This window comes from uncultured Halomonas sp., from assembly GCF_947501415.1.
Classification (GTDB): domain Bacteria; phylum Pseudomonadota; class Gammaproteobacteria; order Pseudomonadales; family Halomonadaceae; genus Halomonas.
The window spans coordinates 30,785-46,955 of sequence record NZ_CANMVL010000017.1 but is presented as its reverse complement, the minus strand read 5'-3'; the positions used below and the strand labels follow the sequence as shown (position 1 = coordinate 46,955).

The 16,171-nt window shown below is 63.4% G+C and carries 15 protein-coding genes; 7 read left to right on the top strand and 8 right to left on the bottom strand.

Annotated elements, in window-relative coordinates; all coding sequences use genetic code 11:
• Positions 1–10 precede the first annotated feature (10 nt).
• Entirely contained in the window at positions 11–526 is a 516-nt protein-coding gene (fabA, locus tag Q0894_RS11980; protein WP_132044135.1) for a 3-hydroxyacyl-[acyl-carrier-protein] dehydratase FabA, read from the top strand.
• A gap of 13 nt (positions 527–539) precedes the next feature.
• Positions 540–1,757 carry a beta-ketoacyl-ACP synthase I gene (gene fabB, locus Q0894_RS11975; protein WP_299235614.1) on the top strand — a complete coding sequence of 406 codons (1,218 nt, stop codon included), beginning with the start codon at positions 540–542 and terminating at the stop codon, positions 1,755–1,757.
• A gap of 142 nt (positions 1,758–1,899) precedes the next feature.
• Here fabB and Q0894_RS11970 read toward each other — a convergent pair whose 3' ends face one another.
• From Q0894_RS11970 to Q0894_RS11955, 4 genes are all read right to left on the bottom strand, one after another.
• Positions 1,900–2,649 carry a lysophospholipid acyltransferase family protein gene (locus Q0894_RS11970; RefSeq protein WP_299235612.1) on the bottom strand — a complete coding sequence of 250 codons (750 nt, stop codon included), beginning with the start codon at positions 2,647–2,649 and terminating at the stop codon, positions 1,900–1,902.
• On the bottom strand, positions 2,646–3,533 hold the full coding sequence (locus Q0894_RS11965) for a sugar nucleotide-binding protein (RefSeq protein WP_299235609.1): 888 nt from the start codon (positions 3,531–3,533) through the stop codon (positions 2,646–2,648). The genes Q0894_RS11970 and Q0894_RS11965 overlap by 4 nt, the downstream gene beginning before the upstream one ends.
• 40 nt (positions 3,534–3,573) lie before the next feature.
• Positions 3,574–4,224 (bottom strand): single-stranded DNA-binding protein, encoded by a 651-nt coding sequence (gene ssb / locus Q0894_RS11960; RefSeq protein ID WP_132044129.1) that lies wholly within the window; start codon positions 4,222–4,224, stop codon positions 3,574–3,576.
• A 154-nt stretch (positions 4,225–4,378) separates the two neighbouring features.
• Positions 4,379–5,767: an MFS transporter gene (locus Q0894_RS11955; RefSeq protein WP_299235597.1), complete on the bottom strand. Its 1,389-nt coding sequence runs from the start codon at positions 5,765–5,767 to the stop codon at positions 4,379–4,381.
• Between the two features lie 177 nt (positions 5,768–5,944).
• Between Q0894_RS11955 and uvrA the strand changes: the two genes are divergently transcribed.
• From uvrA to Q0894_RS11930, 5 genes are all read left to right on the top strand, one after another.
• Positions 5,945–8,818, top strand: coding sequence for an excinuclease ABC subunit UvrA (uvrA, locus tag Q0894_RS11950; protein ID WP_299235594.1), 2,874 nt, complete (start codon positions 5,945–5,947; stop codon positions 8,816–8,818).
• Positions 8,819–8,938: 120 nt separating this feature from the next.
• The gene (locus tag Q0894_RS11945; protein ID WP_299235591.1) at positions 8,939–10,081 is read left to right on the top strand and encodes an endonuclease/exonuclease/phosphatase family protein; all 1,143 of its coding nucleotides are present in this window, start codon (positions 8,939–8,941) and stop codon (positions 10,079–10,081) included.
• Between the two features lie 447 nt (positions 10,082–10,528).
• On the top strand, positions 10,529–11,539 hold the full coding sequence (locus Q0894_RS11940) for a TRAP transporter substrate-binding protein (protein WP_299235588.1): 1,011 nt from the start codon (positions 10,529–10,531) through the stop codon (positions 11,537–11,539).
• A 23-nt stretch (positions 11,540–11,562) separates the two neighbouring features.
• Positions 11,563–12,075, top strand: a complete 513-nt coding sequence (locus tag Q0894_RS11935) for a TRAP transporter small permease subunit (RefSeq protein WP_299235585.1) — start codon at positions 11,563–11,565, stop codon at positions 12,073–12,075.
• 83 nt (positions 12,076–12,158) lie between these two features.
• The gene (locus Q0894_RS11930; protein WP_299235582.1) at positions 12,159–13,478 is read left to right on the top strand and encodes a TRAP transporter large permease subunit; all 1,320 of its coding nucleotides are present in this window, start codon (positions 12,159–12,161) and stop codon (positions 13,476–13,478) included.
• Between the two features lie 132 nt (positions 13,479–13,610).
• Here Q0894_RS11930 and rplQ read toward each other — a convergent pair whose 3' ends face one another.
• The 4 genes from rplQ to rpsK form a co-directional block, all read right to left on the bottom strand.
• Positions 13,611–13,994 (bottom strand): 50S ribosomal protein L17, encoded by a 384-nt coding sequence (gene rplQ / locus Q0894_RS11925; RefSeq protein ID WP_132044123.1) that lies wholly within the window; start codon positions 13,992–13,994, stop codon positions 13,611–13,613.
• Between the two features lie 39 nt (positions 13,995–14,033).
• On the bottom strand, positions 14,034–15,032 hold the full coding sequence (gene rpoA, locus Q0894_RS11920; RefSeq protein WP_195689215.1) for a DNA-directed RNA polymerase subunit alpha: 999 nt from the start codon (positions 15,030–15,032) through the stop codon (positions 14,034–14,036).
• Positions 15,033–15,118: 86 nt separating this feature from the next.
• Complete coding sequence (rpsD, locus tag Q0894_RS11915) at positions 15,119–15,739, bottom strand: 30S ribosomal protein S4 (RefSeq protein ID WP_132044119.1); 621 nt, start codon at positions 15,737–15,739, stop codon at positions 15,119–15,121.
• Positions 15,740–15,751: 12 nt separating this feature from the next.
• Positions 15,752–16,138 (bottom strand): 30S ribosomal protein S11, encoded by a 387-nt coding sequence (gene rpsK, locus Q0894_RS11910; RefSeq protein ID WP_132044117.1) that lies wholly within the window; start codon positions 16,136–16,138, stop codon positions 15,752–15,754.
• Positions 16,139–16,171 lie beyond the last annotated feature (33 nt).

Below are 16,171 nucleotides of genomic sequence, written 5' to 3'. Positions count from 1 at the left end.
GAATGACTCTGTGACCAAGCAACACTCCTTCAACCGCGACGAACTGCTGGCCTGTTCGCGAGGCGAACTGTTCGGCCCCGGCAACGCCCAGCTGCCGGCCCCCAACATGCTGATGCTCGATCGCATCATCTCGATCACCGAGGATGGCGGGGAGCATGGCAAGGGCGAGCTGATCGCCGAGCTCGATATCCACCCCGACCTGTGGTTCTTCGACTGCCACTTCCCCGGAGATCCGGTCATGCCCGGCTGCCTGGGCCTGGATGCCATGTGGCAGCTGGTGGGCTTCTATCTGGGCTGGCTTGGCCACCCCGGCCGCGGTCGTGCCCTGGGCTGTGGTGAGGTGAAGTTCACCGGCCAGATCCTGCCCGATGCCCAGAGGGTCACCTACCGCATCAATATCAAGCGCATCATCACCCGGCGCTTGATTCTCGGCATGGCCGACGGCACTGTTTCCGTCGACGGCCGCGATATCTACCAGGCCAACGACCTGCGCGTCGGCCTTTTCACCTCCACCGCGAACTTCTGACCAGGAGGTTTCCATGCGACGAGTGGTAGTCACCGGCCTGGGCATCGTCTCCTGCCTGGGCAACGACAAGCAGCAGGTTCTGGAGGCACTCCGTGAAGGGCGCTCCGGTATTCGTTTCAAGGAGGAGTACGCCGAGCGCGGATTCCGTAGTCATGTGGCCGGCGTGGTCGATATCGACCTCGATGCCCTGATCGATCGCAAGCAGCGTCGCTTCATGGGTGATGCCGCTGCCTACGCCTATGTCAGCATGGCTCAGGCCATCGAGGACGCGGGGCTGACGCCGGAACAGGTTTCCAATGAACGCACCGGCCTGATCGCCGGCTCCGGTGGCGCCTCCAGCGCCAACCAGGTGGAGGCCGCCGACGTAATGCGCGAGAAGGGCCTGCGCCGCGTGGGCCCGTACCGGGTCACCCGCACCATGGGCAGTACCGTCTCGGCCTGCCTGGCGACGCCGTTCAAGATCAAGGGCATCAACTACTCGATCTCCTCTGCCTGCGCCACCTCCGTGCACTGCATCGGCAACGCCGTGGAGCAGATCCAGATGGGCAAGCAGGATGTGGTCTTTGCCGGCGGCGGCGAGGAGGAGCACTGGACCCTCTCCTGCCTGTTCGACGCCATGGGTGCCCTCTCCACCCAGTACAACGATACGCCGGAAAAGGCCTCACGCCCCTATGACCAGGCCCGCGATGGCTTCGTCATCGCCGGCGGTGGCGGCATGCTGGTGCTCGAGGAGCTCGAGCATGCGCGTGCCCGGGGCGCCAAGATCTATGCCGAGGTGACCGGTTACGGCGCCAACTCCGATGGTCACGACATGGTTGCCCCCTCCGGCGAGGGAGCCGTTCGCTGCATGCGTCAGGCCATGGCCACCGTCGACGGCAAGATCGACTATATCAACACCCACGGCACCTCGACGCCGGTAGGCGATATTTCCGAGCTACGGGCGATCCGTGAGGTGTTCGGCGACGCGACCCCGGCAATCAGCTCCACCAAGTCGCTGACCGGTCACTCGCTGGGGGCCACCGGCGTGCAGGAGGCGATCTACTCGCTGCTGATGATGGAGAACGACTTCATCGCCGCCTCGGCCAATATCGAGACCCTCGACGAGCAGGCCGAAGGCGTCGATATCGTGACCCAGCGTCGTGACGCGGTGAAGGTCGAGCGCGTGCTCTCCAACAGCTTCGGTTTCGGCGGCACCAACGCCTGCCTGGTGCTGGAGACCTTCCGCGACTGATGGCACTCAGCCGCGCACCGCAACGCAAGACGGCGCCCTCAGGGGCGCCGTCTTGCATTCGTCACTCGCGATAGTGGCATCACGCTCGTAGGGCTTATCGCCAGATCAGCCCCGTCTGCCAGGCTACCTGTCGACTCGGGCGTCACACGGCCGAGTCGGCACTATCGGTCACTGGCCTCGGTACCTCGGAGATCTCTTCGAGAGTCGCTTCGATCCACGCCTCCACCTCGAGCAGGACCTCCTCCGGGCTACGCCCCTCGGTGGCGATGGGAGCCCCCACCACCAGCGACAGCCGGCCCGGGTTCTTTACCCAGTCACGCCCTGGCCAGCGCTCGCCGGCATTGTGGGCCACAGGCACCACCGGTACCCCGGCACGGCAGGCAATCACCGCCCCACTCTTGTTGTAGCGCTTGCGGCTGCCCGGGGCGACCCGGGTGCCCTCGGGAAAGATCAGCACCGACAGTCCCTCACCCAGGCGCTGCTTGCCCTGGGTGAGCACCTGCTTGATGGCCCGAGAGGGCCGCGAGCGGTCCAAGGCGATGGGGTGCAGCAGACGCAGCCCCCAGCCGAAGATCGGCAGATTCAGCAACTCCTTCTTGAGCACCGTGCACACTGGCGGATGCAGCAGCTGAAGATAGACGGTCTCCCACTCGGACTGATGATTGGCAAGGATCACACAGGGGCCATCGGGCACGTTCTCACGGCCACGGAAGTCATAGCGCACCCCGACGACCAGCCGGAACCAGCTGATGATGAAGTGGTTGTAGAGGTTGAGCAGACGATAGCGAGAGCCGAGCGGCAGGAAGGGCGCCGGCGGCAGAAACAGTACGCCACATACCAGCATGGCGATGAAGTAGCCCAGGTAGAAGATCAGGCTGCGCAGCACGTTCACGATGTGCTCTCCTCCTTGCTGCACGCCGGCGCATTGGCCAGACACCAGGCATCGAGCATATTGCTCAGCTCCAGGCGCCAGGGCTTCTGATGGACACCGAAGACTTCCAGCACGCGGCGGCAGTTGAGCACGCGGCGCAGTGGATGGTCGTGATGATGATGCAGGGCGCGCAGAGGGCCCAGCTCTCGCTTCTCACCGCGACCCTCGAGCCGGGTGGCCAGCTGGGTGCGCACCACCGAGACAAAGGTGTAGACGCTGACCGGCTCGGTACCCGCCAGGTGATAGCTACCCCAGGCGCCGGCCCCGCACTGCTGCTGCTGCAACATGCCGACCAGCGCCATGGCCACCGCATCCGCCGAGGTGGGGCAGCAGGTCACATCGACCTCGCCGCGCACCTCACCGCCAACGATCAGTGTATCGATCAACTCGTTGAGCCAGGCGTGGCTGCCCTCCAGCGCGAACAGCGGCCCCAGCCGCACGATCAGATGGTGAGGGTGCTCGGCTCGGATGCGATCACCGGTAACGACCAGGCGTCGCAGGCTCTCGTCTCGCGGGCGTGGAATGACATGTTCGTCGATGGGCTCGGCGAAGCCATCCTCGTAGAGCTGGTCGGAGACGCACCACACCAGCGGAATATCCGCCTCTCGACACAGCTCCATGCAGCGCTCCACCGCCTCGGCGTGCGCCGTCACCTCCGCCGGCGCGGCGATGATCGGCCGCGACAGCGGCGGAATCACCAGGGCATCCGGCGCCACCTGCGCCAGCCAGTCCGGGTCCAGCGTCAGGCTCTCCTCGATGATCAGCTCGGTATCCGAGCGGCGATTGGCCTCCCGAGCCAGGGCCAGGCTCAGGCAGTGACCGGCATCCAGTACCAGCAGCTTCACTCGCGCACCTCTCTCGCCATGGCGTCAGCGGATCAACGTATCAGAACGGGATCTCGTCATCGAAGTCGTCGAAGCTGCCCGGGTCGGGTGCCCCGAAGTTGCCGCCCTGCTGCTGACCGCCAGCCGGCTGGCCACCCTGGGCGGGACGCTGGGGAGGCTGCTGCGGGGGACGCTGGGGCGCTCCACCGCCGAAGCCTCCGCCCTGCTGGGGAGCTCCACCCTGCTGAGGCTGGTTACCATAGCCGCCCTGCTGGGGTTGACCGCCATAACCGCCCTGCTGGGGCTGGCCACCACCATAGCCACCCTGCTGCTGGGCACCGCCGAAGCCGCCCCCCTGGAAGTCTCCACCACCGGCGCGGCCGTCGAGCATCTGCATGTCATTGACCACGATCTCGGTGGTATAGCGATCCTGACCATCCTGGCCCTGCCACTTGCGGGTCTGCAGGCGTCCCTCGACATAGATCTTGCTGCCTTTCTTGAGGTACTGCTGGGCGATCTCGGCGGTCTTGTTGAACATCACCAGACGGTGCCACTCGGTACGCTCCTGGCGCTGGCCGCTCTGGCGATCCATCCAGGTATCGGTGGTTGCCAGGTTGACATTGGCAACGGCGGTACCGGAGGGGGTGAAGCGAACCTCGGGGTCCTGCCCCAGATTGCCGATGAGGATGACCTTGTTGATGCCACGGGCCATGAGGGACTCCTTGTTTCAGAAAAGTTTTCAGAAAAGTTGTCAGAAAAGAGATACAGGAAAGTGTTGTCTGGAAAGAGATGCCATCAATGCACGGTTTCGCGGGCCGGGGTCGCCATCTGGCGTGTCATGCCGGCCGGCGTGGATGAGGGCGCCGTCAGGCACGCTCCCTTCCCGAGTCGATCAGTCTGGCCAGCGCCTCCTCGTCGAGGCGCTGACGATCCACCTTGAGATAGGCCAGGCGCTCCTCGGGGACGACCAGCACATCCTCGACGCCGGCCACCTCGGCAAACTTCGCCATCAGAGTCTCCAGGGCATCATCGCCGTGATCACCGTCGAGTGCCACCACTTCACTGACCAGATGCGGCGGCTGGCGCATGCCCACCATGACCGCGAGCCAGACCGCGGCCAACGCGGCTGCCCCCAGGAAGACCGCCGACAGCCCCCATTGCTGGGCCAGGGCGCCACCCAGCACGCCGCCCAGGAAGGCCCCCAGAAACTGGCTGGTCGAGTAGACCCCCATGGCAGTGCCCTTGGCTCCGGCCGGTGCCAGCTTGCTGATCATCGATGGCAGCGTGGCCTCGAGCAGATTGAAGCCGATGAAGTAGGCCAGCAGCCAGGCCAGCAACCACCAGAGACCGGCGCCGCCCCAGGCCATGCCCAGCAGGCTGACCAGCATCGCCGAGATGGCCAGCAGGCACATCGCCTTCATGCGTCGACGCTTCTCGGCCACCACGACCAGTGGCACCATGCCGATGAAGGCCAGCAGCATCACGCCCAGATAGGCCAGCCCGTGGCGCTCCGAGGGAAGCCCCGCCTCGATCAGCCGGAAGGGTACCGCAACGAAGATCGCCATCAGCACCAGGTGCAGGGCGAAGATGGAGAAATCCAGGCGCAGCAGGTCGGGCCGCCTCAGTGTGCGCCCCAGCTGGGCGCGGTCGATGCCCACATCGCGATGGCGCAACCGGCGTGGTGCGGGCGGCACCAGTCGCCACAGCACCGGTAGCCCCATGGCAGCCAGGAGGGCGTTGAACCAGAACACTCCCGAAAGACCGAAGCTGGCGGCCACCAGCGGCCCCAGCACCATGGCCACGGCGAAGGCCACTCCGATGGAGAGGCCGATGGTGGCCATCGCCGCGGTGCGCACCTGCTCGCGTGTCTGGTCGGCCAGCAGCGCCATGATCGCCGCGGCCACCGCACCGCTGCCCTGCAGGCAACGCCCCAGGATGACGCCGCCGATGGTGTCGGCGGCGGCGGCCACCACGCTGCCCAGCACAAACAGCACCAGGCCGGCGGCGATCACCGGCTTGCGCCCAAGTCGATCGGAGAGCAGCCCGAAGGGAATCTGCAGAGCCGCCTGCGTCAGGCCGTAGATGCCCAGCGCCAGCCCCACCAGCAGCGGCGTGGCGCCGGCCAGATCATCGGCATACAGCGCGAGAACCGGCAGCACCATGAACAGGCCGAGCATACGAGTGGCGTAGAGACCGGCCAGGCCGGTGATGGCGCGCCGTTCGGCGGGGAGCAGCAGCCCGGAGACCTTGCGCATAGGCGTAGCGTATCTTCCCTGGAGGGGGCGTCATGCGCCCAGGAGTTGACCGTCTATTCTAGCGGTTTGCCACCTGCCGGGGAAAGTCGACATCCAACCCGCTTTGCCGCCGCCGGGAGCCGGCCCGTATAATCGACCTTTTGCCGCGCTCTCTTTTGCCGCGCTCATGAGGTGGGAATGGACAGGATTCTGGTCAGGGGTGCCCGCACCCACAACCTGAAGAATATCGACGTCGAGCTGCCCCGCGACAAGCTGATCGTGGTCACCGGTCTATCCGGCTCGGGCAAGTCCTCGCTGGCCTTCGATACGCTCTATGCCGAGGGGCAGCGGCGCTACGTGGAGTCGCTCTCCACCTATGCCCGCCAGTTCCTGTCGATGATGGAGAAGCCCGACGTCGATCATATCGAGGGGCTCTCGCCGGCGATCTCCATCGAACAGAAGTCCACCTCCCATAACCCGCGTTCAACCGTGGGCACCATCACCGAGATCTACGACTACCTGCGCCTGCTGTTCGCGCGGGCCGGCACGCCGCGCTGTCCGGAACACGGCGAGGACCTCGAGGCCCAGACCGTCTCGCAGATGGTCGATCAGGTGCTGGCGCTGCCCGAGGGAAGCAAGCTGATGCTGCTGGCCCCGGTGGTCAAGGGGCGCAAGGGCGAGCACCTGCAGCTGCTCGCCGAGCTGCGTGCCCAGGGCTTCGTGCGCGCGATGGTCGACGGCCAGGTCCTGGAGCTCGATGATATCGCCCCGCTGGAGAAGACCCGCAAGCACGATATCAGCGTGGTGGTGGATCGCATCAAGGTTCGCGACGGCTTGCAGCAGCGCCTGGCGGAGTCCTTCGAGACCGCCCTCGGCCTGGCGGACGGCGTCGCCATGGTCCACTTCATGGACGGCGAGCGAGAGGATATCGCCTTCTCGGCACGCTTCGCCTGCCCGGTGTGCGGCTACTCGATCGCCGAGCTCGAGCCGCGCATGTTCTCCTTCAACAACCCCGCCGGCGCCTGCTCGACCTGCGATGGCCTGGGGGTGCAGCAGGTCTTCGATCCCGACAAGCTGATCAGCCACCCGGAACTGTCATTGGCCGAAGGCGTGATCAAGGGCTGGGACCGGCGCAGTGTCTTCTACTTCAATCAACTCCAGGCGGTGGCCGATCACTACCGCTTCACCCTGGAGACCCCCTGGCAGGAGCTGGCACGCCACGAGCGCGAGGTGATTCTCTACGGCAGCGGTCACGACGATATCGCCTTCCACTATGTCAATGATCGTGGCCGCAAGGTGAGTCGCGAACACCCCTTCGAAGGGGTGCTGCCCAACCTGCAGCGCCGCTACCGTGAGACCGAGTCGAACATGGTGCGCGAGGAGCTGGCACGCTATATCGCGCTCCAGCCATGCCCGGGCTGCGACGGGTCGCGACTGCGCAAGGAGTCGCGCCATGTCTTTATCGATGAGCGCTCCCTGCCCGACATGGTTCGCCTGCCCATCGGTGAGGCCTGGCACTACTTCCAGGAGCTCGAGCTGCCGGGCCGGCGCGGTGAGATCGCCACCAAGATCATCAACGAGATCCATGCCCGCCTGGAGTTCCTGGTCAACGTCGGACTCGACTACCTCAATCTGGAGCGCAGCGCCGAGACCCTCTCCGGTGGCGAGGCCCAGCGTATCCGCCTGGCCAGCCAGATCGGCGCCGGCCTGGTGGGAGTGATGTATATCCTCGATGAGCCCTCCATCGGCCTGCACCAGCGTGACAACGACCGTCTGCTGCAGACCCTCGAGCGCCTGCGCGACCTGGGCAACACCGTGATCGTGGTGGAACACGATGAGGATGCTATCCGTGCCGCCGATCATGTGCTCGACATCGGCCCCGGAGCCGGCGTTCACGGCGGCCGGATCATCGCCCAGGGCACCCCCGAGGAAGTGACCGCGACCACCGATTCGCTCACCGGCCAGTATCTGGCCGGCACCCGGCGCATCGAGGTCCCGCCCTGGCGCATCCCCGGCAACCCCGAGAAGGTACTGCGCCTCTCAGGCGCCCGCGGCAACAACCTTCAGGATGTCACCCTGGAGCTGCCGCTGGGCCTGTTCGTGTGTGTCACCGGCGTCTCCGGCTCCGGCAAGTCGACGCTGATCAACTCGACCCTGATGCCCATCGCCGCCCGCGAGCTCAACCACGCCACCAGCCTGACACCGTCGGCCCACGATGAGATCGAGGGGCTCGATCATCTCGACAAGGTGATCGATATCGATCAGAGCCCCATCGGGCGTACCCCGCGCTCCAACCCGGCCACCTACACCGGGATCTTCACGCCGATCCGCGAACTCTTCGCCGGCACCCAGGAGGCGCGCTCGCGGGGCTACAAGCCCGGCCGCTTCTCCTTCAACGTCAAGGGGGGGCGCTGCGAGGCGTGCCAGGGCGAGGGCATGATCAAGGTTGAGATGCACTTCCTGCCCGATATCTATGTGCCCTGCGATGTCTGCAAGGGCAAGCGCTACAACCGCGAGACCCTGGAGATCGAGTACAAGGGCAAGAGCATCGACGAGGTGCTGGGGATGACCGTGGAGGAGGCGCTGGAGTTCTTCAGCCCCGTACCGGCCATCGCCCGCCGCCTGCAGACCCTGCTCGATGTGGGCCTCTCCTATATCCGCCTGGGCCAGAGCGCCACCACCCTCTCCGGCGGCGAGGCCCAGCGGGTCAAGCTCGCCCGGGAGCTGGCCAAGCGCGACACCGGCAAGACGCTGTATATCCTCGATGAGCCCACCACCGGCCTGCACTTCGAGGATATCCGCCAGCTTCTCGGCGTGCTCCATCGCCTGCGCGACCACGGCAACACCATCGTAGTCATCGAGCACAACCTGGATGTGATCAAGACCGCCGACTGGCTGATCGACCTGGGTCCCGAGGGCGGCTCCGGCGGCGGACGCATCATCGCCGAGGGTACCCCGGAGCAGGTGGCCCGCAGCGAGGTCTCCCATACCGGGCGCTTCCTCAAGCCCTTGCTGGAGCGGGCTGCCACTCCCGGGGCCGAATCGCCAACCACCACAACCACAACGTCATAGCGGTGCCGAGTCCGGCGTTACCTTTTTATAACGCACACGCGATGACTCAGTGACTAGGATAGGAGCAAGTGCGCAAGGAGGTGGGTCCACTCTACTTCACTGCACAATGGATGAATCGCCATGGCTGCAAGGCTCCTTCTCTGGACCATCCGAGCGTTAACCCTGCTCGTGGTGGTCGTTAGCGTCCTGCCCATGATCCCGAGCGGCCAGTGGTGGGTCCGCGTCTGGGAGTTCCCGCGGCTTCAGCTGACCTTGGCTCTGGTGATCCCGCTGGTGTTGCTGGCGGTGCTGGCCTGGTGGCACCGCCCGCGGCTGGAACACGCCGCCTGGCTGGCGGTGATCCTTGCGACAGGGGGGTGGCAGCTCTCCCATATCCTGCCATTCACGCCGCTCTGGCCGACCGAGGTGCCGGCCGCCGAGGTCAAGCCTGGCGAGAACCGGCCAACCCTGAAGGTGATGAGCGCAAATATCGACTACACCAATGAGCGGCATGACGAACTGCTGGCCACGGTCCGGCGCGAGGATCCGGACCTGCTGCTGTTGATCGAGGTCGATCGCGCCTGGGCCGAGGGGCTAACTCCTCTGGACAATCACTATGAGCACCGGGTCGGGGAGGTGCGCAGCGAAGGGCTGGGGATCATGCTCTGGTCACGCATTCCGCTGCTGGAGCAGCAGGTCAAGCATCTGGTTTCCGAGCGCCGGCCATCCATCTTCGTGACCCTTGACGTTCCGGGGATCGGCCCGGTGCGGTACGTTGGCACCCATCCCGTCCCTCCGGGCCTGCGGGACCGAATCAAGAGCAACGACGAAACGACCGAACGCCGGGACAGTCGTGTCCGCGATGCAGAGCTGGTGCTCGTTGCTCGCCATGTTCAACAGGACCCGGACAACCGCTGGATCGTTACCGGGGACTTCAATGATGTCGCCTGGTCCGACGGAACTCGCCTGTTCACCGACCTGAGCGATCTGAAAGACCCCCGCCGCGGTCGGCGGCTACTGAGCTCTTACCACGCTCATCGACCGCTATGGCGTTACCCGATCGACCATCTGTTCGTGTCCGACGGCTTTCACCTGATCGACCTCGACCGAGTACGGGTGCCAGGCTCCGACCACTTCGCCGTCACAGCAACGCTCACCGCCGCGGAGAAGGACCACGCGAGGCCCGAGGCCTCTGTCATGGAAAAGAAGCAGGCCAGGGAGATGGTCGAGAAAGGGACCGAGGATGCCGCCGAGCATGGCGTTAGCGCCACACAGGCAGATTGAGTAAAGACTCAATGGAGGTCGACCAAGCCACCCCTCTTGATGATGACGACCCTGTTTCCGGCTTACTGAAATGGCGAAGGCTGTGCACGGGTTTTCTTTATAACCCAGGGCGGGTTTGGCGGCGGTTGCATTATCTTCGAGTCTCTCACGGCAAGGCCTCCTACACCGACCGCACTATCAAGCCGCTGCTGAGGCGGACACTCGCAAACCGCCACTCGCCAAGAGCGGATAGGCGTCAACGCTGACCGCCATAGTCGAAAAACCACAAAACCGACAGCAAACCAATGTCCAACGCTACGGCGTAGAACAAGCCCGATCCTTGTGGTGTACTCATCCATGTCGATCGGTGCCGGTTATACGCCGTGAGCACACCGGAAGACCTCCGCACAAGGCAACCCAACCACGGAGCCTGTGTGCCAACAATCAATAACACTGTGTGAGGTTTTCATGAAGCTGATGCCCCCCTTGAGAGTCGCCATACTCACCTCCGTGGCTAGCCTGGTCCTGAGTTCGGCGGTGGCGGCGGATACGACCCGCATTCGTTTCCACACCTTTTACGGCACCGAAATGGACGAGATTGCCGACAAGATGCGAGATACGGTCAAGGAGGCCAGCAATGGAGAGCTGCGCATCCAGTATTTCCGCGGGGGCGAGCTGGTAGACAGCGACCAGTTCGTCGATGCCGTGGGGCGCGGCTCCATCGACGTGGGTTACGGGGTAGGTAGCTACTGGCCCGGTCAGGTCGGCATCGGCAATATCGAGGCCGGTTTGCCTGGCGCCTGGACCAGCGTAGAGGAGGCGCGCCAGATCTTCGAGGAGAGGGGGCTGGGCGCCCTGACGGAGGAGGCATACGCCGAGAAAGGCGTGAAGCTGCTGGGCCATGGCTATGGCAGCAACTATGACCTGCTGACCAAGGAGCCGGTCACCAGCCTGGAAGACCTGCAGAGCATGAAGATTCGTGCCACGGGACAGATGGCACGGGTTCTTCAGGCCTTCGACATACCCACGGTATTCCTGCCGGCAGAGGAGCTCTATGTGGGGCTGTCTACCGGGGTAATCGACGGTGCCATCTACGGTGGGCCGGTCGAGTATGAGCAGCTCAAGCTAAATGAAGTGGCCGAACACTATACCTTCATGAACCTGCTCAACCCTGGATGGACCGAGACCATCATCGTCAACGAGTCGACCTGGGAGGAGCTCTCCGACGAACACCGCTCCATCCTGGAGGATGCCGTCAAGCAGTATGCCGCCGATATTCACGCCTGGCTCGAAGAGGGTAATCAGGAAATCATCCAGGAAGGCGAAATGTTCGAGTTTGCCACACTCCCCGAGGAGGACTCGAAGCGCTTGACCGAGGCCGCCCAGGTCGTCTGGCAGGAAGAGGCCGACAAGTCTGAACGCAATGCCAGGGCGATCGAGATCCTGGTCGAGAATGCCAAGGCACAGGGCCGCCTGTAGTGAACAGGGTAACCCGCTATCTCGTGGCCCAGGATGGCCTGTCCGACGTGGTCGGACGGGTCGTCTCCTGGCTGACGCTGGCACTCATCGGCGTTCTGCTTTTTGAAATCGTGGCGCGCTACTTTCTCAATTCGCCGACGATCTGGGCGCACGAGCTATCGACGATGCTATATGGCGCCTTCTGCATCCTGGCCGGCAGCTATACCCTGCGTCATCACGGCCATGTTCGCAGTGAGGTGGTCTATGGCCTCATGCCCCCCAGACTCAGGGCGTTCTGTGATCTGGTGGTATATGCACTCACCCTCGCGGTGCTGGCCATCTTTCTCCGCTTCGCCCTCAGTTTCGCTTATGAGTCCTGGTCCACCGGCGAGTACTCCAACATGAGCATGTGGCAGCCACCGCTCTATCCGATCAAGGCAACCATTCCCCTGGCGGTTGCATTATTGATGCTTCAAGCGCTGGCTGAACTGGTTCGCGCCGTACTTCGCCTGTTTGGCATCTCCTACCACGACCCCAGGGATGAGCCCTCGTACTGACAGCTTGAGAAGACCGTGAGTCGAAGGCTGCCCGATCCAACTATTACCTCGTGCCGTGGCATGTCTCATAAAGGATTTCCCCTATGGCTGACCTGGACCCGCTGACAATCACGGCCATCATGTTCTTCTCCATGCTCCTCCTGATGGCGATAGGCGCCCCCTTGACGTTCGCTCTGATGATCTCGGGCATGGGGAGCGCCTATCTAATGTTCGGTCCGGGCGGTATCGATCTGCTCCTTGCCTCCGCCTACAGCGCCATGGACAACTTCCTGCTGGTCTCCCTCCCGCTGTTCATCTTCATGGGACTGGTCCTTGAGCGCTCCGGGGTCACCGATGACCTCTTCGAGATGATCCACAAGCTTATGGGCAGCATTCCCGGCGGCCTCGGCGTAGGCACCGTGCTGGTCTGCGCACTGATTGCCGCCATGGCGGGGGTATCGGGTGCCGCCACCGTCAGCCTGGGCATTATCGCCCTGCCGGCGATGCTGAAGCGAGGTTATGACAAGCGACTGGTCACCGGCACCATCATGGCCGGCGGCGCACTAGGCTTCCTGATACCGCCCAGTGTGCTGATGATTATCTATGCATTCCTTTCCCGCGACTCGGTGGGCAAGCTGTTTGCTGCCGGCCTGGTCCCGGGCCTGATGCTGGCCGGCATCTATATTCTTTATATATTGATACGCTGCCGCTTCAAGCCCGAGATGGGCCCTCCTGCCCCGGCAGAAGAGCGCTTTACTCTCGTCGATAAGTTGAAGTCGCTGCGTTTCGTGCTGGCTCCAGGCTTGCTGGTAACGGCGGTGCTGGGGTGCATCATCGGAGGCGTGACATCGCCATCGGAGGCTTCGGCCATCGGTGCTGCTGGGGCTCTGTTGATCGCTGCCCTGAAGGGGCGAGCCAACTGGAAACTTCTTCGCTATGCCATGCTATCCACCACCAAGATCACCGGGATGCTACTGTGGATCGCCATCGCAGCGGTATTCTTCAGCAAGATCTATGTCGGACTGGGCGCCGGCATGGTGGTAACCGACTTTATCGAGGATTACGCTCTCTCACCCTATGCGGTGATCATCATGATGCTCGTCAGCTACTTCGTACTGGGCATGTTCCTGGACGACTTTGCGATCATCTTCATTACCGTGCCGCTATATGTCCCTATCGTGCGCGACCTCGGCTTCGACACCACCTGGTTCGCCGTGCTGTTTATCCTCAGCATGCAGTCGGCATACCTGACCCCACCATTCGGATACAACCTGTTCTACATGCGGTCGGTAGCGCCCAAGGAGATCACGATCATGGATATCTATCGCTCCGCCCTGCCGTTTGTGGCCCTTCAGGTGCTGGGACTCGCGCTGATTGTCGCCTTCCCGCAGATTGCACTGTGGCTGCCCGAGATGCTGTTCTAGGGCTGGCCGAGAGGCTGTGCTAGCCAGATCGACCATCATCAGATGAGGTTGGGATAAGCACAAGAAAAAAACCGGCCCCTTGCGGGAACCGGTTTTTCTTTACAGCGTATGCCTGGCCCAGGGGCCCGAGGATCACTCCTCGTCGGCATCCTCGACGACCGGACGGTCGACGAGCTCGACGAAGGCCATGGGGGCGTTGTCGCCGGTGCGGAAACCGCACTTGAGGATACGGACGTAACCGCCCGGACGCTCGGCGTAACGCGGACCCAGCTCATTGAAGAGCTTGCCGACCGCTTCCTTGGAACGGGTGCGGCTGAAGGCCAGACGACGATTGGCGACGCTGTCCTGCTTGGCCAGAGTGATCAGCGGCTCGATGACGCGACGCAGCTCCTTGGCCTTGGGCAGGGTTGTCTTGATGACCTCGTGCTCGATCAGCGACACGCTCATGTTCTTGAACATGGCCTGGCGATGCGAGCTGTTACGGTTCAACTGGCGACCGCTTTTACGATGACGCATGGTTGTGATTCCTTACCAAACTGGGACTCGAGTCGGCGCTCACGCGGAGGCCTTGTCGTCCTTCAGGCTTGCCGGCGGCCAGTTTTCCAGCCGCATGCCCAGGGAAAGACCGCGTGCTGCCAGCACGTCCTTGATCTCGTTCAGGGACTTCTTGCCGAGGTTCGGCGTCTTGAGCAGCTCCACCTCGGTGCGCTGGATCAGATCGCCGATGTAGTAGATATTCTCGGCCTTCAGGCAGTTGGCGCTGCGAACGGTCAACTCGAGATCGTCTACGGGGCGCAGCAGGATCGGATCGATATGATCCTCTTCCTCCTCCACTTCCTGTTCCTTGTCGGCTTCCAGATCGACGAACGCGGCCAGCTGATCCTGCAGGATGGTCGCGCTGCGACGGATCGCCTCTTCGGGATCCAGGGTGCCGTCGGTTTCCAGGTCGATGATCAGCTTGTCGAGGTCGGTGCGCTGTTCGACACGCGCGGCCTCGACGCTGTAGGAAACACGACGGACGGGGCTGTAGGTCGCATCCAGCTGCAGGCGGCCGATGGCGCGAGACTCGTCATCTGCACCGACACGTGCATCCGCCGGCTCATAGCCGCGGCCGCGCGCCACCTTGAGCTGCATCTTCAGCTCGGCGCCCTCGTTGACGTGGGCGATGACGTGGTCGGGATTGATGATCTCGACGTCATGGTCGAGGGCGATATCGCCCGCAGTCACGACGGCCGGGCCCTGCTTGTTCAGCGAGAGCACCGCCTCGTCGCGGCTATGCATCTTGATCGCCACGTCCTTGAGGTTCAGGAGGATCTCGATGACATCTTCCTGGACGCCCTCGATCGCGCTGTACTCATGCTCGACGCCGCCGATCTCGGCCTCTACCACGGCACAGCCGGGCATGGACGAGAGCAGGATGCGACGCAGGGCGTTGCCCAGCGTGTGGCCGAAGCCACGCTCGAAGGGCTCGAGCACGATCTTCGCGTGGTGTGCACTGATCTCTTCGACCTTGATGTCGCGCGGGCGAAGAAACTCTGTCACTGAACGCTGCATATGAACACCTTTCAGGCTGCCAAACGGATACTGGGTACTCTTGGCCTGCCCCCGTTACCGGGAGCAGGCACGGCGCTTGGCACCGCTTACTTGGAGTACAGCTCGACGATCAGGGCCTCGTTGATGTCGGCAGTCAGGTCGCCACGCTCGGGCAGCGCCTTGAAAGTGCCTTCCATCTTCTTGGCATCGACCTCGATCCAGGCCACGTCGCCGCGGTTGGCGGCCAGGGCCAGGGCGTTCTGGATGCGCGCCTGATTCTTCGCCTTCTCGCGAACGGAGACCACATCACCGGGCTTGACCTGGTAGGAAGCCACGTTGACGGTCTTGCCATTCACGGCGATGGCCTTGTGGCTGACCAGCTGCCGAGCTTCGGAGCGGGTCGAGCCGTAGCCCATGCGGTAGACGACGTTGTCCAGTCGGGATTCGAGAAGCTGCAGCAACACTTCGCCGGTCGCGCCCTTGAGACGGGCCGCTTCCTTGTAGTAGTTGCGGAACTGCTTCTCGAGTACGCCATACATGCGACGTACTTTCTGCTTCTCGCGAAGCTGCAAGCCGTATTCGGAAATACGCTGACGGCGCTGGCCGTGCACACCCGGAATCTGCTCGGATTTGCACTTCTTCTCGAAGGGAGTGACACCGCTCTTCAGAAAGAGGTCGGTCCCCTCACGACGAGACAGTTTGCACTTCGGTCCAATGTAACGAGCCATGAATCTGTCTCCTTAAACGCGGCGTTTCTTCGGCGGACGGCAGCCATTGTGGGGAATGGGCGTCGCGTCAATGATGCTCTGCACGCGGAAGCCGGCGGCGTTGAGTGCGCGCACGGCGGATTCACGGCCAGGACCGGGGCCCTTGACCAGCACGTCGACGTTTTTCACACCATACTCGGCTGCAGCGGTCGCTGCACGCTCGCTTGCCACTTGAGCAGCGAACGGGGTGCTCTTGCGAGAACCACGAAAACCCGAACCACCGGCAGTTGCCCAGGAAAGGGCATTGCCCTGGCGGTCTGTGATCGTAATGATCGTGTTGTTAAAAGAGGCGTGGATATGCGCGACGGCATCCACCACCTGCTTTTTAACCTTCTTGCGATTGCTACGCGGGTTAGCCATGTTGATGATTCTTCCTGTCTTTACGCCAGAACG